Genomic DNA, 21015 nt, shown 5'->3' with positions numbered 1-21015 from the left:
GATGACGGTGGGTGAACCGGACCCTCGCCGCCCGCACCCATACGCGACCTTAACCGTTCCGGACGAAACCCCGGGAGGACGCCGCCGCGTCCTTCGAACCGGTCCTCGTTCCCGATGGTCTCATCACCCGACCTCGCGCCCCTGCTTCCCTGCGATCACGCGGGCGATCGTCCTGTCGCGCGGTCGGGCGCGGGGGGACCGCCGGCCGGCGACGGGGATCGGGCGGGCGGCATCCGGAGGCAGGAGGGCGGGGCCCGCCGGGCGTCGCACCGTCGCGCGGTCCGCGAGCGATGATGTCGGTCCTCGACATCGCCTTGCGCCTGGGCGCCGCGGTCCTCGCGGGCGGCCTCGTCGGGGTCAACCGCGAGATGCACTCCAAGCCCGTGGGCGTGCGGACGCTGGGTCTCGTCGCCCTCGGCGCGGCCCTCGTGACCATGGCCGGGTCGGGCTTTGCCGGGGACGGGACCGACGCCAATGCCAGCCGGGCGATTCAGGGCACCATCACGGGCATCGGCTTTCTCGGCGCCGGCGTGATCCTGAAGGGGGAGGGAAACCAGGTCCACGGCCTCACCACCGCTGCATCGATCTGGGTGACGGCGGCCCTGGGCATCCTGTGCGGCCTCGGTGCCTACCTGCCGCTCGCTCTCGGCACCGTCTTCCTTCTCCTGACCCTTCTGGTCGGCGGTGTCGTCGATCGGGCCATCGATGCCCGCCGCCGCGCCGCGACGCGGCACCGCCCCGACGGCGATGCGACCGCCGGAGACCGATGACCGGAATCGCCCGGAGGGGGAGGCGTCGGGGGACGGGGAGCGGGCTCGAGGTCAGCACGAGGGACGCGACCAGAATCCGACGGCCCGAGGCGTCGCGTACGCTGGCAGGCCAACGTCAACCTTTGTCGCCGTAGTTCTCGCTCTCGATCATCTCAGCAACAGTATCCCGAACATAATCTCGGATCGCGTCCATTTTAAGCGCCCTCCGTCCCAGTCGTCGAAGACGGCATTGCACCCGAATATTTCGACATGGAAGAGCGACGTTGCGTCATCTTACGCAGGAGTTCGATGTCATAGGCTGCCGACCGTAGCGCAAAAAGTTCCCTGCGAGAGGGGTCGATGTCGTCGTCGAAGTCTCGATCGAGTGCCGTGCCGGGGGCGGTCCGGTCGGCTCGGCGGCGATCGTGCCGACGGCGGCCCCGACCCGGATCCGCGAGGGCCCGAACCTCACTCCGGATGGCGTTACGGGCCTGCCGCCATGCCGCAGGACGCGTCGGCCGGCGAACTTCGCAACGCGCCGAACGTAGTCCCCCGGACCATCGCGAGACGTCGAACCGACCGGTTTCGCTCAGACGACGAGAGACAGGATCATGGCCTACGACACCGATATCCCGCCCCACCTCTCGGCGCAGCGCGCCGACCCACCGGCGCCCGTCGACGCGGACAAGCCGAATACCGCCATGCTGAAGGGCGACATCGATTCGGGTCGCAGCGGCGACAAGGTCGAGGTGTTCGATCCCGGCATGGCGATGCTCGGGACCTGCGAGGAGGCGGGCGGCAACGCCCTGTCGCCGAAGGACATCGCCCGTGCGCGCTTCGCCGAGATCAAGGAGCGCTGGCGCCTGTCGCCGCGCAAGCCGGGCTACGCCCATGACCGCGCCGACCCGACGCTCGCCCTGTATATCGGCTTCATCGGCGTCGCGGGGGTCGGGCTTTCGGCTGCGATCTGGCTCGTCAGGGCCGGGGCCTGAGGAGAGCGACGGTATCATGGGCCGCGACGCGCCGGCGCGTCGCGGCAAGGTGTGAGATCCCGACGGAGTGCCGCCGGGATCGGTCCTGCGTCAGGCGCGCCGGAACGCCAGGGCGGCACGGAACGGCGCCGCGACGAGAGTGCACAGCGCGCCGACCGTGAGCACGAGGGCGACGGAGAGGAGCGCTCCGAAGATACCGATGAACCGCACGCTGCTGCCTCGCTGAGCTGGCTTGAGGCCGGGTCGGATCCGCGGCCGGGTCGACGGGCAGGAGGCGCCGCAATCAAGGCAGGAGTGAGGACTCGACGCCACGCTCAAGCTGAATTCGCCTGCGACGTGAAAGCCCGGTTCCCGTCTGTACGAGTGTGGACGGAGAGCAGGGCGGACGCGACGCCTCCCGCGAGGCGAAGTCATGCCGGGCGGCGCATCGCCGATCGATGTCGCCGGAAAAAGCACGCCCGCCGGAGGGTTAGGACCTCGGCGGGCGAACCGTCGTCGGCGAGTGGGGAACCAGCCTTCGGGAGAGAAACGTGGTTCGAGCGGGGCAGTTCCCCGCCGGCCGCGCTACTCCCCGGCGGCGCTCTTGGCCGCCTTCGCCGCGGGTTTCTTGGCCGCGGCCGTCTTAGCCGCGGCCGTCTTGGTCGCCGCTGCCTTGGTGGCCGTACTCTTGGTCACCGTCTTGCGGGCGGCGGGCTTGGCCTTCGCGTCGCCGTCCTCCGCAGCCGCGACCTCCGCCGAGTCGTTCCCGGCCGCCTTGGCGGACTTTCCGCTCGCCTTGGTTGCCGTTTTGCCGGCCGCCTTAGCCGGCGCCTTGGCCGGCGCCTTGCGGGCGCTCGCCTTCTTCTTCGTCCCGCCGCCGGCCTCGCGGCGGGCCGCGATCAGGCGCAACGCCTCCTCGAGGGTCACCGCCTCGGCCGAGGCGCCCTTGGGCAGCGTGGCGTTGATTTCGCCGTCGGTGACGTAAGCGCCGTAGCGGCCGGCCTTGACGGTGACCGGCTTGCCGCTGTCCGGCGCGGTGCCGATCAGGCGGCCGGGATCCTGCGCCGGGCGCCCGCCGCCCTGCTCCTTCTGGACGATCAGGTCGATGGCGCGGTTGGCGCCGACCTCCAGCACGTCGTCGTCCTTGCCGAGATTGGCGTAGGTCTTGCCGTGCTGAACGTAGGGTCCGTAGCGGCCGATATTGGCGAGGATCGGCTCGCCGGTCTCCGGGTGACGCGCCACCTCGCGCGGCAGCGAGAGGAGCTTCAACGCCTTCTCGAGATCCACTGCCGACGGCGCGAGACCGCGGGGCAGGGAGGAGCGTTTGGGCTTCTCGGCTCCCTTCTCGGTCGAGGCCTCGCCGAGCTGCACGAAGGGGCCGAAGCGGCCGTCGCGGAGCGTCACCGGCAGTCCGGTCTCGGGATCGTCGCCGAGCACCCGCACGCCGGGCTGGCCGCCCTCGCCGGAGCCCTCGCCGTCGCCGTCGAGGCCGGTCGCGTTGAGCTGGCGGGTGTACTTGCACTCCGGGTAGTTCGAGCAGCCGACGAAGGCGCCGAACTTGCCGAGCTTGAGCGAGAGCTGGCCGCTGGCGCAGTTCGGGCAGGCACGGGGATTGCCCCCATCGGCCTTGGCCGGAAAAATGTGCTCGGCGAGAAGCCCGTTCAGCGCTTCCAGCACCTCCGTGGTGCGCAGCTCCTTGGTGCCGGCGATCGCCGCGGAAAAGTCGCGCCAGAAGTCGCGGAGCACCGACCGCCAGTCGATCTCGGCGTTCGAGACCCGGTCGAGCTGCGTCTCCAGGTCGGCGGTGAAATCGTACTCGACGTAGCGGCGGAAGAAGCTCTCCAGGAAGCCGGTGACGATCCGGCCCTTGTCCTCCGGCACCAAGCGCTTCTTGTCGATCTTGACGTATTCGCGGTCACGCAGGACCTGAAGCACCGCAGCGTAGGTCGAGGGCCGGCCGATGCCGAGCTCCTCCATCCGCTTGACCAGGCTCGCCTCGGAATAGCGCGGCGGCGGCTCGGTGAAGTGCTGGGTCGCGGCGATGCGCTCGCGGGCGAGGCCGTCCCCGGCCTTCATCGGCGGCAGGCGGCGGGATTCCTCGTCCTCCTCGTCGTCCTTGCCCTCCTGGTAGAGGGTGAGGAAGCCGTCGAACTTCACCACCTGGCCGGTGGCGCGCAACTCGATGCGGCGCGGGCCGACCTGGCCGGCGATCTCAACCGGGGTGCGCTCCAGCTCCGCCGATTCCATCTGGCTCGCCACGGTGCGGATCCAGATCAGCTCGTAGAGCTTGGCCTGCTCGGGCTCGAGGAAGCGCGCGACCTCCTTCGGCAGCCGGGCGAGGTCGGTGGGGCGCACCGCCTCGTGGGCTTCCTGGGCGTTCTTGGCCTTGACGCTGTACTTGCGGGGCGCGCCGGGCACGTAGGCGTCGCCGTACTCGGCACCGATCACTTGGCGCGCCTGGGCCACCGCTTCGGGAGCCATGTCGACGCCGTCGGTCCGCATGTAGGTGATGAGGCCGACGGTCTCGCCGCCGATCTCGATGCCCTCGTAGAGCCGCTGCGCGACCCGCATGGTCTGGGCCGGGGCGAGGCCGAGCTTGCGCGAGGCCTCCTGCTGCAGGGTGGAGGTGGTGAAGGGCGGCTGCGGGTGGCGCTTGGCGGGCTTGGCCTCGACCGAGGCGACCGTGAAGGTGGCAAGCTCCAGGTCGCGCCGGAACGCCTCGGCCTCCTCCGCCGTGCCGACGTCGAGGCGCTGGATCCGCTTGCCGTCGGCGCCCACCAGCCGGGCCTCGAACACCGCACCGCTCTCGGTCTTCAGCGTCGCGACGATCGACCAGTATTCGCGCGGCTTGAAGGTCTCGATCTCGCGCTCGCGGTCGCAGACGAGGCGGAGCGCCACCGACTGAACCCGGCCAGCCGAACGGGCGCCCGGGAGCTTGCGCCACAGCACCGGCGAGAGGTTGAAGCCGACGAGGTAATCGAGCGCGCGGCGCGCCAGGTAGGCGTCGACGAGAGCCTGATCGATCGCCCGCGGCTGGGCCATCGCGGTCGCCACCGCGTCCTTGGTGATGGCGTTGAACGTCACGCGCTCGACCGCGACGTCCTTGAGCACCTTCTTGGCCTGGAGCGCTTCGAGGACGTGCCAGGAGATCGCCTCACCCTCCCGATCCGGGTCGGTCGCGAGGATCAGCGTGTCGGCGCCCTTCACCGCCTTGGCGATCTCGGCGACGCGTTTCGCCCCGCGATCCTCCAGCTCCCACAGCATATGGAAGTCCTGCTCGGGATCGACCGAGCCGTCTTTCGCCGGAAGATCCCGGATATGCCCGAACGAGGCCAGCACCTCGTAGTCGCTGCCGAGATACTTATTGATCGTTTTGGCTTTGGCCGGCGACTCGACGACGACGACTTTCATGGACGGGCTGCCTCTTCGAAGAGCACACCGCGGCAGATCGGGCTTCAACTTGTGCGGGGCGGCCGGCACGGGTTTTAGCGCGGCGAAGCGGACAAGTGGGTGATGACGCGGCGGTTGTCAAATACCGCCAATGGTCCGACGACGCTCCTTGCGGCGGGCTGCCGCCGCTCCTATAGCCCTTCGCTCAGGATGAGCACCCAGGCACCCCCCGGCTTCCCGCACCGCCACCTCCTCGGCATCGAGGGCCTGTCGCCCCTCGACATCGTGGCGCTCCTCGACCGTGCCGACGAGGCCGTCGAGATCAGCCGCCAGGTCGAGAAGAAGCGCACCACGTTGCGCGGGCGTACCCAGATCAACCTGTTCTTCGAGCCCTCGACTCGGACCCAGTCCTCGTTCGAGCTCGCCGGCAAGCGCCTCGGCGCCGACGTGATGAACATGTCGGTCGCCTCCTCGTCGGTGAAGAAGGGCGAGACCCTGATCGACACCGCCGCGACCCTGAACGCGATGCGCCCCGACATCATCGTGGTGCGCCACCACCAGGCCGGGGCGGTGCATCTCCTCGCCCGCAAGGTCGATTGCGCGGTGGTGAATGCCGGCGACGGCGCTCACGAGCACCCGACCCAGGCGCTGCTCGATGCCCTCACCATCCGGCGCAACAAGGGCCGGATCGAGGGGCTCACCGTCGCGATCTGCGGCGACGTCCTGCATTCGCGGGTGGCGCGCTCGAACATCATCCTGCTCATGGCGCTCGGCGCCTGGGTGCGGGTGATCGGCCCCTCGACCCTGCTGCCGCCGGGGCTCGCCCGCTTCGGTGTCGAGGTCTTCACCGACATGCGCAAGGGGCTGAAAGACGTCGACATCGTCATGATGCTGCGCCTCCAGCGCGAGCGGATGAACGGCTCCTTCGTGCCCTCGGTGAAGGAGTATTTTCGCTATTTCGGTCTCGACGGCGACAAGCTGAGCCACGCCAAGGCCGACGCGCTGGTGATGCATCCGGGCCCGATGAATCGCGGCGTCGAGATCTCGTCCGAGGTCGCCGACGGGGCGCAGTCGCTGATCAAGGAACAGGTCGAGATGGGCGTCGCGGTGCGGATGGCGGTGCTGGAAGCGCTGGCGACGCATCTGCCGAACGCGTGACTTTGAATGGCGCCACGGCATAACCCTCCCCCCTCTGCGGGGGAGGGTGGCGAACGGAGTGAGCCGGGAGAGGGGCAGCGCGACGCTGCAAAACTTGGCGCCATTCAGAACGGTTCAGTCTGATCCGGAAGCGGCGTCCCCTCTCCCGCCCCACTCCGTGGGGCACCCTCCCCCGCAGAGGGGGGAGGGGTCAGGGGCGGCGAGCTTGAGGAGGCGTGGATGGAGCGGGAGAAGCGAAATCCAGTGTCCGAGCGCCTCCGGGATTTCGCCAAGGATCAGCGCTCCCTCTCAACTTGCGCCGAAGCTCTGTTCTGGAGCCAGCTCCGAGCGGGCCGCCTCTCCGGTCACAAGTTCAAGCGGCAGGTCCCGATCACTCCGTACATCGTCGACTTCCTCTGCCCCTCCGCACGGTTGATCGTCGAACTCGACGGCGAGCCGCACGAGACGGCCGAGGGCCGCAAGCGAGACGCCGCCCGGGATGCCTGGCTCCGCAGCCAATCCTTCGAGATCATGCGCCTCACGAACGAAGCCTTCCTCGGCAACCCGCAGCTTGCTCTCGATGCCGTGCTGGCTGCGATCGAGCGCCGCACCATCTCGCCTCAGCCGACCACAGACCGCATCGCATGACCACACTCCTCCTCACCAACGCCCACCTGATCGACCCCGCCACCGGCCGCGAAGGCCCGGGCGCGGTGCTCGTTCGCGACGATCGCATCGCCGACATCCATTGGGGCAAACCCGCCTCCGTGCCCGAGGGCGCCGAGGTGATCGAGTGCGGGGGGCAGGTGCTCACCGCCGGCCTCGTGGATCTGCGCGCCTTCGTGGGCGAGCCGGGCGCCGAGCACCGCGAGACCCTGGCGAGCGCGAGCGCGGCGGCTGCGGCCGGCGGCGTGACCACGCTGGTGTGCATGCCCGACACCAATCCGCCGATCGACGAGCCGGCGATCGTCGACTTCGTGCTGCGGCGCGCCCGCGACACCGCCAGCATCCACGTCCTGCCGGCCGCCGCCATCACCAAGGGCCTCGCCGGCCAGGTGATGACCGAGTTCGGCCTGCTCACCGAGGCCGGCGCCGTCGCCTTCACGGACGGGCTCAAGGCCGTCACCAACGCCCAGGTGATGCGCCGCGCCCTGACCTATGCCCGCGACTTCGGCGTGCTGCTGATGCAGCACGTCGAGGAGCCGACGCTGGTCGGCGACGGGGTGATGAACGAGGGCGAGATGGCCTCGCGGCTGGGGCTGCACGGCATCCCGCGGGAGGCCGAGACGATCCTGCTCGAGCGCGACATCCGCCTCGTGCGCCTGACCGGCGGGCGCTATCACGCCGCGATGATCTCCTGCGCCGATTCGGTCGAGATCGTGCGCCGCGCCAAGGAGGCCGGGCTGCCGGTGACCTGCGGCGTCTCGATCAACAACCTGGTGCTGAACGAGAACGACATCGGTCACTACCGGACCTTCTGCAAGCTCTCGCCGCCCCTGCGCACCGAGGCCGACCGCCAGGCGGTGGTGGCGGCGCTCAACGAGGGCGTGATCGACGTGATCGTGTCCGATCACAACCCGCAGGACGTCGAGACCAAGCGCCTGCCCTTCGCCGAGGCCGCCGACGGGGCGCTCGGCATCGAGACCCTGCTCGCCGCCGCCCTCCGCCTGGTCCATGCCGGCGACGTCTCGCTGCCGCGGCTGCTCGCCGCCCTCTCGGCCGCGCCCTCGCGGGTGCTCGGCCGCGAGACGGGGCGCCTCAGCCCCGGCGCCCCCGCCGACCTCGTGCTGATCGACCCGGACGCGCCCTACGTGCTCGACAAGCGCCAGCTGAAGTCGCGCTCGAAGAACTCTCCCTTCGACGAGGCGCGGCTGCAGGGAATGGCCTCGCTCACCATGGTCGCCGGCCGCATTGTCCACCGTCACGGGGAGACGCGTTGATGACGCCGGACTGGACACCGATCGCCCTCTGGCTCGTCGTCGGCTACCTGTTCGGCGCGATCCCCTTCGGGCTCATCCTCACCCGCTTTGCCGGCCTCGGCGACGTGCGGGCGATCGGCTCGGGCAATATCGGCGCCACCAACGTGCTGCGCACCGGCCGGAAAGGCCTTGCTGCCGCGACGCTTCTCGGCGACGCGCTGAAGGGCACCGTCGCGGTGCTGCTCGCGTCGCGGTTCGGCGGACCGGACGCGGCGCTCGCCGCCGGGCTCGGCGCCTTCCTCGGCCACCTCTTCCCGGTCTGGCTCGGCTTCAAGGGCGGCAAGGGTGTGGCCACCTTCATCGGCGTGCTCCTCGGCCTCTTCCCCCTCGGGGTCCTGATCTTCGCCGTGATCTGGCTCGGCCTCGCCTTCCTGCTGCGCTACTCCTCGGCCTCGGCGCTCGCGGCCTCGGCCGCCACGCCCGTCGCCCTGTGGGCGCTCGGGCAGGGGCGCCTCGCGGTGCTGTTCTGCGTGCTCGCCCTGCTGCTATGGTGGAAGCACGCGCCCAATATCCGCCGCCTTCTGGCGGGGACGGAGGGGCGTATCGGCCAGAAGGGCTGAAGGTCCGACACCGACCCTCACCCAAGGTTCGACGGACCTTCGAGGGGGGGATGGGTCTTGCAGTTAAGCGACGCGCAGCGCCTCGACTGGCTCCGGCTGATCCGCTCCGAGGGCATCGGGCCGCGCACCTTCCGGGGCCTGGTCAACCGCTTCGGCGGGGCGGGTGCCGCGCTCAAGGCCCTGCCGGACCTCGCCAAGGCGCGGGGCAAGCCGATCCGGATCGCCACCAAGGCCGAGGCCGAGCGCGAGATCGCGGCGGCCGCGCGCCTCGGCGCCCGGTTCGTGGCGATGGGCGAGCCGGACTACCCCCTGCCGCTCCAGGCCACGGCGGACGCGCCACCGCTCGTCTGCCTGCGCGGCGACGCCGCCTGCCTCAAGCGGCCCGCCGTCGCCATCGTCGGCTCGCGCAACGCGTCCGCCGCCGGCCTCACCTTCACCGAGCGGCTGTCGCACGCGCTCGGCGCCGAGGGGCTGGTGATCGTCTCAGGGCTAGCCCGCGGCGTCGATGCCCGCGCCCACAAGGCGGCGCTCCAGAGCGGCACCGTCGCGGTGCTCGCCGGCGGGCACGACCGGATCTACCCGTCCGAGCACGAGGAGTTGGTCGCCCGCATCCTCGACAATGGCGGCGCCCTCGTCGCCGAGATGCCGATGGGCTGGGAGCCGCGGGGCCGCGACTTCCCGCGCCGCAACCGCATCATCTCGGGGCTGTCCCTCGGCACGGTCGTGGTCGAGGCGGCGCGCCGCTCCGGCTCGCTCATCACCGCCCGCTTCGCCCTGGAACAGGGCCGCGAAGTCTTCGCCGTGCCGGGCTCGCCCCTCGATCCCCGGGCCGAGGGTACCAACGACCTGATCCGCGACGGCGCCACGCTGTGCGCCGCCCCCGAGCACGTCATGGCGGTGCTGACGCCGCTGATCGGCGGGCCGACGCCGGAGGCGGGCGCCGAAGACGCGGCGGACCGGCTGGAGCCCGCGCTCTACTGGGACGAGATCGACTTCTCCGCCGAGCCGGTCACCGCCATGGCGGCCGAGCCGGCGCAACGCCCCCTGGACGAAGCCCCGCGGCCGCTGGCGCGCCAGGACGACCGGGCGATCCTGCTCGAACTCCTCGGCCCGTCCCCGGTGCCGGTCGATGCCCTGGCGCGGCAGGCCGGAATGCCGGCCCGGGTGGTGCAGGGCTTGTTGATGGAACTGGAACTCGACGGGAAGATCTGGCGGCATCCGGGCGGGACGGTGTCGCTGCGGTAAGAGGCGCGGGTGCGATCACGCCAGGAATTGCATTGGCGCTTCAGACTAGAGCATTTTCCGACGACGTGGATGCCGGTTCGTCGAAGAAAATGCGGGAAACAAAGACTTAGAGAGCTTCGCGATTGCAACGCGATCGTGAAGCTCTCTAATGCGCTTCCCCTCTCCCACACGGGAGAGGGGGATCCCGCGATTTCCCGGCTTCGCGGGAACACTACGATATTGTTTCACCCCGGTGCATCGCCTCCACCGGCTTAGTAAACCGCCCGTCCGGCCCGTGCAGCACCAGGGCCGGCGCCAGGGCGAACGGCGCCCGGCTGCCGCGCACGCCCGCCACCAGCACCCGAATCGCCGCCGTCTCCACCCGCGGCTGGACCGGCGTGACGGTGAGCCCGCCGAACCGCCCCGCCATCGCGTCGAGGCAGGCGGGCAGCGCGTCGGCGCGGTGGATCAGCACCAGCCGGCCGCCGGGACGGAGCAGGTCGGCACAGGTGCGCAGCCATGCCTCCAGCCCATCGGGCTCCGAGAAGCCGTGGGCCGAGGCCTTGGCGGCGACGGGCGAGGTGCGGTGCCGGCCGGGCTCGAAAAAGGGCGGATTGGTGAGGAGCAGGTCGACCGTGTCGGGCAGGAGACCGGCCGCCCGCCGCGAGCGGCCCGGTGCCGTCACGTCGGCCTCGATCACCTCGACCCGGTCGGCGAGCCCGTTCGCCTCGGCGTTGATCCGGGCAAGGCTCGCGGCTTGCCCGTCGCGCTCGACCAGCATCACCCGCGTCTCGGGGCAGGCGCGGGCGACCGCGAGCCCGACCGCGCCGGTGCCGGCGCCGAGGTCGCACACGGTCTCGCCCGGCCGCGCGCCGGCCATCGCGGCGAGCAACACCGCGTCGGTTCCAGCCCGGTGGCCCCCGCGCGCCGGCTGGCGCAGGGAGAGCCGGCCGCCGAGCCAAGAGTCCGGGCAGGAATCCGGGCTGGAATCCTGGCGAGAATCCTGGCGAGACTCCTGTTCAGGGACGGGGGGCATCGCGCAACTCGTGCGACAGGCCGGCATCGACCAGGAGGCGGCGGGCCTGGCGGGCATGGTCCTCCGGCACCAGCAGCCGGCGCGGGAAGGCGCCGATCATCCCCTCCATCACGCTGATATGGTTGTCGGCGACGAGAACCGGAATATCGGCGCCCGTCAGGAGCGATTCCGCGAAGCCGATCAGGACGAGGTCGTTGGTGCGGAGAAGCTCGATCATGGTGAGGGGCGGGGTCCTTCTCGGATCGCGGCGGCCATACCACACCTCGTGTCCGGTTGCGTCGCATCCCCAGCCCGCCACGCCGGTTCCGGGCCTTGCGGCAGCTTGCGTGTTGCCGCCGGGGGCGCTCGCGTGCCAAAGGGGGCGGGAATTGATCGAGGTGCCCCGTCTTGGGGGGCGGCTCTCAGGAGATCGCGCGGGCGTGGGCGTCGTACTTCCCCTTCACGAGAGACCCTCCGATCCGGAGGCCAGCCTCGACGCCCTGGTCGGGCAGGTGGCGGGCGGGATGGAGCGCGTCAACGCGATGATCCTGTCGCGCACCGGCTCCGACGTGACGATGATCCCGGAGGTCGCCAATCACCTGATCTCCTCGGGTGGCAAGCGCCTGCGTCCGATCCTGACCCTGGCGACCGCCGCGCTCAGCAACTACGACCCGGCACGCGACGGCGACGTCAAGCTCGCCGCCAGCGTCGAGTTCATGCACACCGCGACGCTGCTCCACGACGACGTGGTCGACGAGAGCGACATGCGCCGCGGCAAGGTGGCGGCCCGGATCAAGTGGGGCAACGAGGCGAGCGTCCTCGTCGGCGACTTCCTGCTCGGCCAGGCCTTCAAGATGATGGTCGAGGTGGGCTCGCTGCGCGCCCTCGACATCCTGTCCTCCGCCGCCTCGGTGATCGCCGAGGGCGAGGTGATGCAGCTCACCGCCGCGCGCTCGACCGAGACCTCCGAGGACGAGTACCTGGCGGTGATCCGGGCGAAGACCGCCGAGCTGTTCGCCGCCGCCTGCGAGGTCGGGCCGGTCATCGCCGAGCGTCCGGCGGCCGAGATCGCCGCCTGCCGCAGCTACGGCATGAATCTCGGCATCGCCTTCCAGCTCGTCGACGACGCCCTCGATTACGGCGGCACCAGCGCCGATCTCGGCAAGAACGTCGGCGACGACTTCCGCGAGGGCAAGATCACCCTGCCGGTGGTGCTGTCGTTCCGCCGCGGCAACGACGAGGAGCGGGTGTTCTGGCGTCGCACCCTGGAGCGCCAGGAGATCGACGAATCGCGCGACCTCGACGAGGCGATCGCGATCATGCGCCGCCACCGCGCCCTCGAGGACACGATCGAGCGCGCGCGCCATTACGGCGCCATGGCCAAGGATGCGCTGGCGCTCTTCCCGGACGGGCCGATGAAGCGGGCGCTGCTCGAAGCCGTGGATTTCTGCATCGCGCGGGCGCGCTGAAGGCGCCCGCCCCAAAGGCCTGTTCGATAAGGCCTGGGCGATCGGTGCACAGGAACGACCCGGCCCCCCCCGGCACCCGAGGCCATCGTCTCCTGCCTCATCCCGGACGCCGCGTCCCGCGGCTTCGGCGACGCGCGAGAGAGGCAGGTGCGGCCGGTCGATGCTCGTTCCACGCGCGCCGACCGGCCTGGGGGAAGCCTGCGCCTCCCTGGTTCAGCGTAACAAGGTCGCCCGCACCCACCAGCCCGGCTGCGCCGCCGCGATGGTGCGCGCCGCCCGGACCGCCGCCGAGCGGTGGCCGAACAGCCCGAACACCGTCGCGCCCGAACCCGACATCCGGGCGAGCCGGCAATCCGCCTGATCGCGCAGGGCCGCGAGCGTGTCGCCGATCACCGGCGCCACCGTCAGGGCCGGGGCTTCGAGGTCGTTGCGGGCCGGCGCGATCCGGGCGAACAGGGCGTCGAGGCTGTCGAGACCGTCGAGTCCCGGATGAATTTCCGCCGCCCGGGGATGCGCCTCGCCGACCTTGAGCCCGAGGGCGCGGAAGACCGGCGCCGTCTCGACCGGCACACCCGGATTGATCAGCACCGCCGGCACCGGCGGCAGGGGGAGGGCGGGGCCCACCGCCTCGCCGGCGCCCCGCATCATCCGGGCCCGCGGATCGAGGCAGACCGGCACGTCGGCACCGGTGCGGCGGGCCGCCGCCATCAGGGCGGGATGGTCGGGGGACAGGCCGTTGAGGCGGCCCAGCAGCCGCAGGGCGCCTGCCGCGTCCGACGAACCACCGCCGATCCCCGCCGCGACCGGCAGCCGCTTGACGAGGCGGAAGCGCCCGACCGCCAACCCGGGCACCTCGGCGGCGAGGTGGCGGGCGGCCCGCATCACCAGGTTGTCGTCGGTCGGCCCGGCGGGGCCCGCGGTCGGGCCGGTTACCGCGAGATCGAGCGCCGGTCCCGGCTCCAGGGTCAGCAGGTCGCCGGCGGACGAGCCGGCGAAGACCACCAGGCTCTCCAGGGCGTGGTAGCCGTCGCCGGGGCGCCGGCCGAGGACGTGCAGCGTCAGGTTGATCTTTGCGGGCGCGCGGGTGGCGAGGGCTGGCACGGACGACGTCTCTTCAACGGCAGGTCTTCAACGGCGAAGGGGCGCGGTGCCTGTCCGGCACCGCGCCCGCGATCGCATCTCGATGGGGGCGGAGGAGGGAGCCTCAGCCCCCGCTCTTCGTCTCCGTGCCCATGGCCGGCGGCTCGGTCGGGGCCGGGGCGCCCTTCGGCATCTCGGGCTGCGGCGCCGGCTGACTGTCGGCGGTGGCGGCCGGCTTCTCAAGCTCCGGCAGGCCGTCCTTCAGCTTGGCCTCGATCTTCGCCAGATCCTCCGGCTCGGGGTTCAGGTCCTTGGCGTGCTGCCACTGGAACTTGCCCTCGAGCCGCCGGCCGGCGCGCCAGTAGGCATCGCCGAGGTGGTCGTTGATCGTCGGGTCGCCGGGCTTCAGCTCGATCGCCTTCTCCAGCTCTCGCACCGCGTCGTCCCAGCGGCCGAGGCGGTAATAGGCCCAGCCCAGGCTGTCGATGATCATGCCGTCGCGCGGCTGCAGGTCGACCGCCTGCTTGAGCATGCGGAAGGCTTCGTCGATGTTCTGGTTCTGGTCGACCCAGGAATAGGCGAGGTAGTTCAGCACCTGGGCGCGGCCGTTGGGCTGCGTCGTCGGCACCAGTTCGAGCGCCTTCTTCAGGTCGGACTCGGCCTTCGGCCACTCCTTGGCGCGCTCGTAGGACGTGCCGCGGAAGTAGTACAGGGTCCAGTAGTTGCGCGCCGGCTGGTCGCCGATCAGGTCGATCGCCTTGGTGTAGGTCTGGGCCGACTCGGCGTATTTCTTGCGCGAGCGCTGGACGTTGCCGAGCGCCGAGATCACGTCGATGTCGTTGGGATAGGTCTTGGCGACCTGGTCGAGGTGGGTGATCGCCTCCTCGCCCTTACCCATCTGCTCGAGGTTGAGGCCGATCTGGATGTCGGCGTTGAGCTTGAGCGGCGAGCTCGCCGGCATGCGGGCGAAAACCTCGTTCGCCCGGTCCGGCGCCTTCATCCGCTCCAGGGTGTCGGCGAGGGTGAGCAGCGCCAGCGAATGCTCCGGGGCGAGGTAGAGGGCGAGGCGCAGGTAGACCACCGCCGGCAGCTCGTCGCCCTGCGAGGTCCCGGCCGAGCCGAGGCCGTAGAGCACCTCCGCGGCGCCTTCCTGGGCCGAGTTGATCAGCGGCGTCAGCGGCTTGCCGGCCTTCAGCTTGTCCAGGGCGTCGCGCACGATCGGGTGGCGCGGCAGGACGTTGTCGAATTCCTGGTAGGCCGCCACCGCGAGGTCGGGCCGGCCCGACTCGGCCTCGAAGCGGCCGTAGGCATCGACGATGCGCAGCGTGTTGCGGTCGGAATCGTAGGCCGATTTCAGCCGGCGCTCCGCCTCGACCTTGTCGCCGACGAGGGCGGCGATGAGGCCGGCATGATAATCGCGGAAGACGTTGTAGTAGCGCTCGCCCTTGAGCTTGTTGATCGTCTCGAGGGCCTTCTTGCCGTCGCCGGCCCCGGCATAGGACCAGGCGGTGAGCAGCGTCGAGGTCAGGTCGGCCGCCGCGCCCTTGCCGCCGCGCTGCAGGTTCTGACGCGCCGCGCCGTATTGCTTGGCCTTGATCTTTTGCACGCCCAGCGCGAGCTGGGCGAGGCCGTTGGCCCCGTCCCGCTGCGTCAGCTTCTCGGCGGCGCGGAACGCCTCCGGCAGCGAGCCGTCCGCGAGGAGGGCCACGAAGGAGCGCTCGAGGAGTTCCGCGTTGCGCGGGTCGCCCTTCACGGCCTCCCGATAGTAGGTCGCGGCGGCGGCGGTGTCGCGCGAGGCCCCGGCGATGTAGGCCGCGAGGAAGTTGCCCTCCAGCGAATCGGCCGGCTCGTAGGATTGCGGCGGCGCCACCTCCCGCACCGGCAGCCGCGCGGCGAGGGCCGGCGCTGTCGAGGCGGTGAGAAGGAGGGCCAGCGCGGCGAGCGCACGTCCGCGGCGGGGGGCGGGGATTCGGGTCTTGAGCACCAAACTCGTGGCTCCGTGGTCGCGCCGGCCGCGGCGCCGGCACGCGAAATCGGCGCGACATTGGACCTTGCGCGGGGCAGCGGCAAGACCAAACGGCGGCGGCGATGTGTCGGGGGGGCTGCACCGTGCCAGCTCGCGCGTCGCCTCGCGGCATAACCGTGATGCCGGTTGCAATACAACCTGTAACGTAAATTTTAAGCATTCGCCGCGATACAGAGGTCGGATACTGGTCGATACTACCTGAACCGAGCCGCCGAATATGTCATTACGCTCACAAATTTTTGCCATCTTGGGCGCGGTCGGCTGCCTGCTGGTTTGGCTTGCTGAATATCAGGTCTCCGAAGCCTGGCATCAGGCGGAGGTGATGCGGCGCGCGGCGGACGCGAACCGGGTCACCGATGGTCTCGCCGCCGCCGCGGCGTCGCTCGCAGCCGAGCGCGGACTCGCCACCGGCTGGCTCGCCAAGCCGCCGCCATCCTCGGAGCACCCCGCCCTCACCCGCTTGCGGGAAGACGGGGACCGCCGGCTCGCCGGCGCCCTGGAGGGTCTGCGCCGGGGCGACACCGCGTCCCAGGCTGCCGCCGCTGCCCTCGGCGAGGCCCGCCGCGACCTCGCCGCCCTCCGCCAGCGGGTCGACCGCGTGCTCGCCGGCACACCCGATGCCGATCTCGCCGCCGCCTGGTTCCCTGCCGCCACCGGAGTGATCTCCCGCGAGCTGGCGCTGTTTGACGCGGTGCGGGCCGGGGTCACGGGATCGATGCCCGGGACGATCCATCACGGTCTCGACGTGAAGCGCGCGCTCTGGGAGGCGGGCGAGTATGCCGGCCGCGAGCGCGGTCGCCTCAACGGCGTGATCGCCGGGCGCCAACCGTTGGGGGTCGACCAGATCCGCGGCCTCGCCGCCTCCGCCGGCCGGATCGAGGGCGCGCTCGCCGCGGCCCGCGCCTCCGAGGAGGCCCTCGGGCCGGCGTTCAAGGCCGCGCTCGCCGGCACCACGCGCCGCATCGAGGCGTTCGAGGCGACGCGCGCGGCGGTGTTCCGTGCCGGCGCCGCCCGCGAGCCCTATCCGGTCGCCGCCGAGGACTGGTTCCGCCAGGCGACCGAGGTGATCGCCGGCATCGGCGAGGCCCGGACCGCCGCCACCACGGCCCTCGACACCTTCGTGACCGGGGAGATCCACGCGAGCGAACGCTGGTTCGTGACCGCGCTGGCGATCCTCGTCGTCGCGGTCGCGACGGTCGGCGGCGGGGCCCTGCTGCTGGTGCGCGGCGTGACCGGCCCGCTTGCCCGGATGATCGAGGCAATGCGCCGCCTCACCGCGGGCGATCTCACGGTCGTGCTGCCGACCGCCTCGCCCCGCAGCGAGATCGGCGCGATGGCCACGGCGATGGTGCAGTTGCGCGACGGCCTCGCCCGGGCCGCATCCCTGGAGCAGGAGGCGGCCCTGGCCCGCGCCGGGGCGGAAGCGCAGCGCCGCGCGGCCCTGCGCGACCTCGCCGACCGGTTCGAGACGGCCGTCGGCGGCGTCCTCGTCGCCGTCACGGCCGCCGCCTCGGAGATGGAGGCGACCGCCCGCGGCATGACCGAGATCGCCGGCCGCACGGCCGACCAGAGCACCGGCGTCGCGGCCGCCGCCGAGGAGGCCTCGTCCAACGTCGCCACCGTGGCGGCGGCGGCCGGCCAGCTCGGCGCCTCGGTGGACGAGATCGGGCGCCGGATCGGCGCCTCGGCCGAGATGGCCCGCACCGCCTCCGACGCGGCCGGGGAGACGGCGCGCCTCGTCCACGACCTGCAGCAGGGCGCGGCGAGGATCGGCGACGTGCTCGGGCTGATCTCGTCGATCGCCGATCAGACCAACCTGCTTGCCCTCAACGCCACCATCGAGGCGGCCCGCGCCGGCGCGGCCGGTCGCGGCTTCGCGGTGGTGGCCGCCGAGGTCAAGGCGCTCGCCGGCCAGACCGGCCGCGCCACCGCGGAGATCGCCGAGCAGATCACCCGCATCCAGGGCTCGACCGAGAAGGCGGTGACGGCGATCGGCGGGATCGCCGGCCGGATCGGCGAGATCAGCGACGCCTCGACCGCCGTCGCGGCGGCGGTGGAGGAGCAGGGCGCGGCAACCCGGGAGATCGTGCGCAACATCGGCGAGGCCGCCAAGGGCACCGGGGAGGTCACGGGCGGCGTCGTCCAGGTGGCGGGTGCCGCCGACGAGACCGGCGCGGCGGCCACGCAGGTCCTGTCCGCCGTCAGAGAGCTGGCGCGCCAGTCCGAACACCTGCGCGGGGAGGTGGGGCGGTTCCTCACCACCGTCCGGGCGGCGTGAAACCCGCTTCTCCGCCGGTCACGAGACGTCGCGGGATCCCCTCTCCCGTGTGGGAGAGGGGTAGGGGCGATCGAAGATCGCGCGAGGGTGCTACGGTTCCGTAAGATGCTGAACCGTCCCGCTACCAGCACGACGCTCAGTGCTTGAAACGGAAACGTGTCACCCTCACGCGGGATCTTCGATCCCCAGGCCCCTCTCCCACACGGAAGAGGGGAGAAGCGCTTCACCCTGAAGCGCCCGCATCATCCGAGCGTATTTACATATTGATGTAGTTCGGACCGCCAGGACCTTCCGGGGTGACCCAGTTGATGTTCTGGTTCGGATCCTTGATGTCGCAGGTCTTGCAGTGGACGCAGTTCTGCGCGTTGATCTGGTAGCGCGGCGCACCGCCCTCCTCGATCCACTCGTAGACGCCGGCCGGGCAGTAGCGGCCCGACGGCCCGCCGAACACGTCGTGCTCGGAGGATTTTTGCAGGCCCATATCCTTGACCTGGAGGTGGACCGGCTGGTCCTCCTCGTGGTTGGTGTTCGACAGGTAGACCGACGAGAGGCGATCGAAGGTCAGCACCCCGTCCGGCCGGGGATACTTGATCGGCTTCACGTCCTTGATCGGCTTGGTGCAGGCATAGTCCGGCTTGCCGTGGCTGAGCGTGCCGAACAGCGACAGGCCGGCGAGCTCGTTGAGCCACATGTCGAGGCCGCCGAGGCCCACGCCGACGACCGTGCCGTACTTGGACCAGAGCGGCTTGACGTTGCGCACGCGCTTCAGGTCGTAGCCGATCGGGCTCGCGCGCCAGCCCTCCTCGTAGGAGGTCAGCTCGTCCTGGGCCCGGCCGGCGGCCAGCGCCTCGTGGATCGCACCTGCGGCCTGCATGCCCGACAAAACCGCGTTGTGCGAGCCCTTGATCCGCGGCACGTTGACGAAGCCGGCCGAGTCGCCGACGAGGCAGCCGCCCGGGAAGACGAGCTTCGGCACCGATTGCCAGCCGCCCTCCATGATGGCCCGGGCACCGTAGCCGATGCGCTTGGCGCCCTCGAACACGTCCCGGATCATCGGGTGGGTCTTGAAGCGCTGGAACTCCTCGAACGGCGACAGGGTCGGGTTCTCGTAGTTCAGGTGCGTGACGAACCCGACCGAGACCAGATGGTCGTCGAAGTGGTAGAGCCAGGAGCCGCCGCCGGCCTTGTTCGGCAACGGCCAGCCCATCGAGTGCTGCACCAGCCCCGGCCGGAATTTCTCCGGCTTGACCTGCCACAGCTCCTTCACGCCGAGCCCGTATTTCTGGTGGTCGGAATGCTGGTTGAGGCGGTAGCGGTCGATCAGCTTCTTGGTCAGCGAGCCGCGGGCGCCCTCGCCGAACACCGTGTACTTGGCGCGCAGCTCCATGCCGCGGGTGAAATCGTCCCGCGCCTCGCCCGAGCGGGCGATGCCGAGGTCGCCGGTGGCGATGCCGACCACCGCGCCGGATTCGTCGTAGAGGATCTCGGAGGCCGGGAAGCCCGGATAGATCTCGACGCCGAGCTCCTCCGCCTTGCGGCCGAGATACTTCGCGACGTTCGAGAGCGAGCCGACGAAGTTGCCGTGGTTGCTCATCAGCTTCGGGAAGGCGATGTTCGGCAACGAGAGGCCGCCCGCCGGCCCGAGGAACATGAACTCGTCCTTGACCACCTCGGTCTTGAGGGGGCGGTCCGGGTCCTCGCGCCAGCCCGGCACCAGGGAATCGAGGCCGCTCGGATCGACCACCGCGCCCGACAGGATGTGGGCGCCGACCTCGCTGCCCTTCTCGACCACCACCACCGACACCTCGGTGCCGGCCTCAACGGCGAGCTGCTTCAGCTGGATGGCGGCAGCCAGCCCGGCCGGGCCCGCTCCGACGATCACCACGTCGAAGTCCATCGCCTCGCGTTCCGGCAGCTCCATCCCGTCTCTCCCTTCTGTCCTGATAGTTCACATATAAACGATCTGGGGCCGCCTCAAGCGGTTCCGTCGGCGGGACCGTGCGACGGCATGTCCCCGGGTGCAAGCGTCCGACCCCGACGGCACCTGCGAGAATGCCTGTGCGCGTCCTGTCGCGCCGGTTGTCCACAGCCGCGCGGCACGCCACATCTCATCCCATGACGCCCGACGCTCCCGACAGCCGCGACCTGCTCTCCTTCCTCGACTTCCACGTCGAGGCCGGCGTCGACGTCGCGCTGGACGAGACGCCGCACGACCGCTTCGCCGAGCCGGAAGCGCCGCGCCGCGCCGCCCGGGCGGAGGCCGAGGCCCCGGTCCAGCGGGACATGGAGCGGCACGAGGCGCCGCGCCATGAGTCTTTCCGCCATGAGTCCTTCCGCCAGGACGCTCCTCGTCAGGAGCCGGTCCGGCAGGAGCCGCCCCGACAGGACGCCCCGCGCGCCGAGCCGCCGAACACCTACGGCCGCTCCGCCGCCGCGGCTCCGGGCGAGGCGGCGGGCGATGCCCGGGAACTCGCCGCCACCGCGGCGAGCCTGGAGGAGCTGGAAGCCCTGCTCGCCCGCTTCGAGAGCTGCGCGCTGCGCTTCACCGCCAAGAACCTCGTCTTCGCCGACGGCAACCCGCAGGCGAAGGTGATGTTCGTCGGCGAGGCGCCGGGCGCCGACGAGGACCGGATCGGCAAGCCGTTCATGGGCCGCTCGGGCCAGCTCCTCGACCGGATGATGGCGGCGGTCGGGCTCGACCGCACCAACGCCTATGTCGGCAACGTCGTGCCCTGGCGCCCGCCGGGCAACCGCAACCCGACCCCGCAGGAACTCGCGACCTGCAAGCCGTTCATCGAGCGGCAGATCGCGCTCGCCGATCCCGACATCCTGGTCTGCCTCGGCGGCGTCGCCACCCAGGCGCTGGCCGGCACCAAGGACGGCATCCTGAAGTCCCGCGGCCGCTGGTTCCCCTACCGCACCGACAAGCGCGAGATCCGGCTGCTCGCGACCCTGCACCCGGCCTACCTGCTGCGCCAGCCGTTGCAGAAGCGCCTCGCTTGGCGCGACTTCCGGGCCCTGCGAGCGGCCCTCGACGAGGGCGGGCGCTGAGAGCCGGCGCATGCGGCGAAGCGGAACCGTGCCGGCTCCCGTCGATTACCCTTGAGCCTTTCGCCTGCGCCGCGTAGCCGTCGCGG

General features: G+C 71.0%; 15 protein-coding genes and 1 pseudogene. 10 read left to right on the top strand and 6 right to left on the bottom strand.

Annotation, left to right across the window (positions count from 1 at the left end; all coding sequences use genetic code 11):
• Positions 1 to 293 precede the first annotated feature (293 nt).
• Both miv_RS29265 and miv_RS29260 read left to right on the top strand, forming a co-directional pair.
• Positions 294 to 770: an MgtC/SapB family protein gene (locus miv_RS29265; RefSeq protein WP_244748782.1), complete on the top strand. Its 477-nt coding sequence runs from the start codon at positions 294 to 296 to the stop codon at positions 768 to 770.
• A 590-nt stretch (positions 771 to 1360) separates the two neighbouring features.
• Positions 1361 to 1741, top strand: a complete 381-nt coding sequence (locus miv_RS29260) for a hypothetical protein (RefSeq protein ID WP_207180506.1) — start codon at positions 1361 to 1363, stop codon at positions 1739 to 1741.
• Between the two features lie 564 nt (positions 1742 to 2305).
• Here miv_RS29260 and topA read toward each other — a convergent pair.
• Positions 2306 to 5131, bottom strand: a complete 2826-nt coding sequence (topA, locus tag miv_RS29255; protein WP_207180505.1) for a type I DNA topoisomerase — start codon at positions 5129 to 5131, stop codon at positions 2306 to 2308.
• A 189-nt stretch (positions 5132 to 5320) separates the two neighbouring features.
• On the opposite strand from topA, the gene miv_RS29250 reads away from it, so the two are divergent.
• The 5 genes from miv_RS29250 (at position 5321) to dprA (ending at position 10031) form a co-directional block, all read left to right on the top strand.
• A complete protein-coding gene (locus miv_RS29250) occupies positions 5321 to 6268 on the top strand; it encodes an aspartate carbamoyltransferase catalytic subunit (protein ID WP_207180504.1) in 948 nt (315 codons plus the stop codon).
• Positions 6269 to 6487: 219 nt separating this feature from the next.
• Positions 6488 to 6895 (top strand): endonuclease domain-containing protein, encoded by a 408-nt coding sequence (locus miv_RS29245; protein WP_207180503.1) that lies wholly within the window; start codon positions 6488 to 6490, stop codon positions 6893 to 6895.
• Positions 6892 to 8187 (top strand): dihydroorotase, encoded by a 1296-nt coding sequence (locus miv_RS29240; RefSeq protein WP_207180502.1) that lies wholly within the window; start codon positions 6892 to 6894, stop codon positions 8185 to 8187. Before miv_RS29245 ends, miv_RS29240 begins: the two co-directional genes overlap by 4 nt.
• Positions 8187 to 8786: a glycerol-3-phosphate 1-O-acyltransferase PlsY gene (gene plsY / locus miv_RS29235; protein WP_207180501.1), complete on the top strand. Its 600-nt coding sequence runs from the start codon at positions 8187 to 8189 to the stop codon at positions 8784 to 8786. The genes miv_RS29240 and plsY overlap by 1 nt, the downstream gene beginning before the upstream one ends.
• A gap of 57 nt (positions 8787 to 8843) precedes the next feature.
• Entirely contained in the window at positions 8844 to 10031 is a 1188-nt protein-coding gene (gene dprA, locus miv_RS29230; protein ID WP_207180498.1) for a DNA-processing protein DprA, read from the top strand.
• Between the two features lie 211 nt (positions 10032 to 10242).
• Here dprA and miv_RS29225 read toward each other — a convergent pair whose 3' ends face one another.
• A complete protein-coding gene (locus miv_RS29225; protein WP_207180491.1) occupies positions 10243 to 11046 on the bottom strand; it encodes a tRNA1(Val) (adenine(37)-N6)-methyltransferase in 804 nt (267 codons plus the stop codon).
• The gene (locus miv_RS29220; RefSeq protein WP_048426348.1) at positions 11030 to 11263 is read right to left on the bottom strand and encodes a putative signal transducing protein; all 234 of its coding nucleotides are present in this window, start codon (positions 11261 to 11263) and stop codon (positions 11030 to 11032) included. Before miv_RS29220 ends, miv_RS29225 begins: the two co-directional genes overlap by 17 nt.
• 202 nt (positions 11264 to 11465) lie before the next feature.
• On the opposite strand from miv_RS29220, the gene miv_RS29215 reads away from it, so the two are divergent.
• Positions 11466 to 12494, top strand: a complete 1029-nt coding sequence (locus miv_RS29215; protein ID WP_207180489.1) for a polyprenyl synthetase family protein — start codon at positions 11466 to 11468, stop codon at positions 12492 to 12494.
• 213 nt (positions 12495 to 12707) lie between these two features.
• On the opposite strand, the gene miv_RS29210 is transcribed toward miv_RS29215, so the two are convergent.
• Both miv_RS29210 and miv_RS29205 read right to left on the bottom strand, forming a co-directional pair.
• On the bottom strand, positions 12708 to 13595 hold the full coding sequence (locus miv_RS29210; protein ID WP_207180487.1) for a 4-(cytidine 5'-diphospho)-2-C-methyl-D-erythritol kinase: 888 nt from the start codon (positions 13593 to 13595) through the stop codon (positions 12708 to 12710).
• Between the two features lie 103 nt (positions 13596 to 13698).
• Positions 13699 to 15558 (bottom strand): tetratricopeptide repeat protein, encoded by a 1860-nt coding sequence (locus miv_RS29205; protein ID WP_207180485.1) that lies wholly within the window; start codon positions 15556 to 15558, stop codon positions 13699 to 13701.
• 475 nt (positions 15559 to 16033) lie between these two features.
• Here miv_RS29205 and miv_RS29200 point away from each other — a divergent pair.
• Positions 16034 to 17878 (top strand): annotated as a pseudogene (locus miv_RS29200) (methyl-accepting chemotaxis protein); the annotation flags it as partial.
• A gap of 256 nt (positions 17879 to 18134) precedes the next feature.
• Here the strand turns inward: miv_RS29200 and miv_RS29195 are convergent.
• Positions 18135 to 19799: an electron transfer flavoprotein-ubiquinone oxidoreductase gene (locus tag miv_RS29195; RefSeq protein ID WP_207180483.1), complete on the bottom strand. Its 1665-nt coding sequence runs from the start codon at positions 19797 to 19799 to the stop codon at positions 18135 to 18137.
• A 194-nt stretch (positions 19800 to 19993) separates the two neighbouring features.
• On the opposite strand from miv_RS29195, the gene miv_RS29190 reads away from it, so the two are divergent.
• Positions 19994 to 20929: a uracil-DNA glycosylase gene (locus tag miv_RS29190; protein ID WP_207180481.1), complete on the top strand. Its 936-nt coding sequence runs from the start codon at positions 19994 to 19996 to the stop codon at positions 20927 to 20929.
• Positions 20930 to 21015 lie beyond the last annotated feature (86 nt).

It is taken from the genome of Methylobacterium indicum, assembly GCF_017347565.1.
Taxonomy (GTDB): Bacteria; Pseudomonadota; Alphaproteobacteria; order Rhizobiales; family Beijerinckiaceae; genus Methylobacterium; species Methylobacterium indicum.
This window is presented reverse-complemented; position numbering and strand designations above follow the sequence as displayed.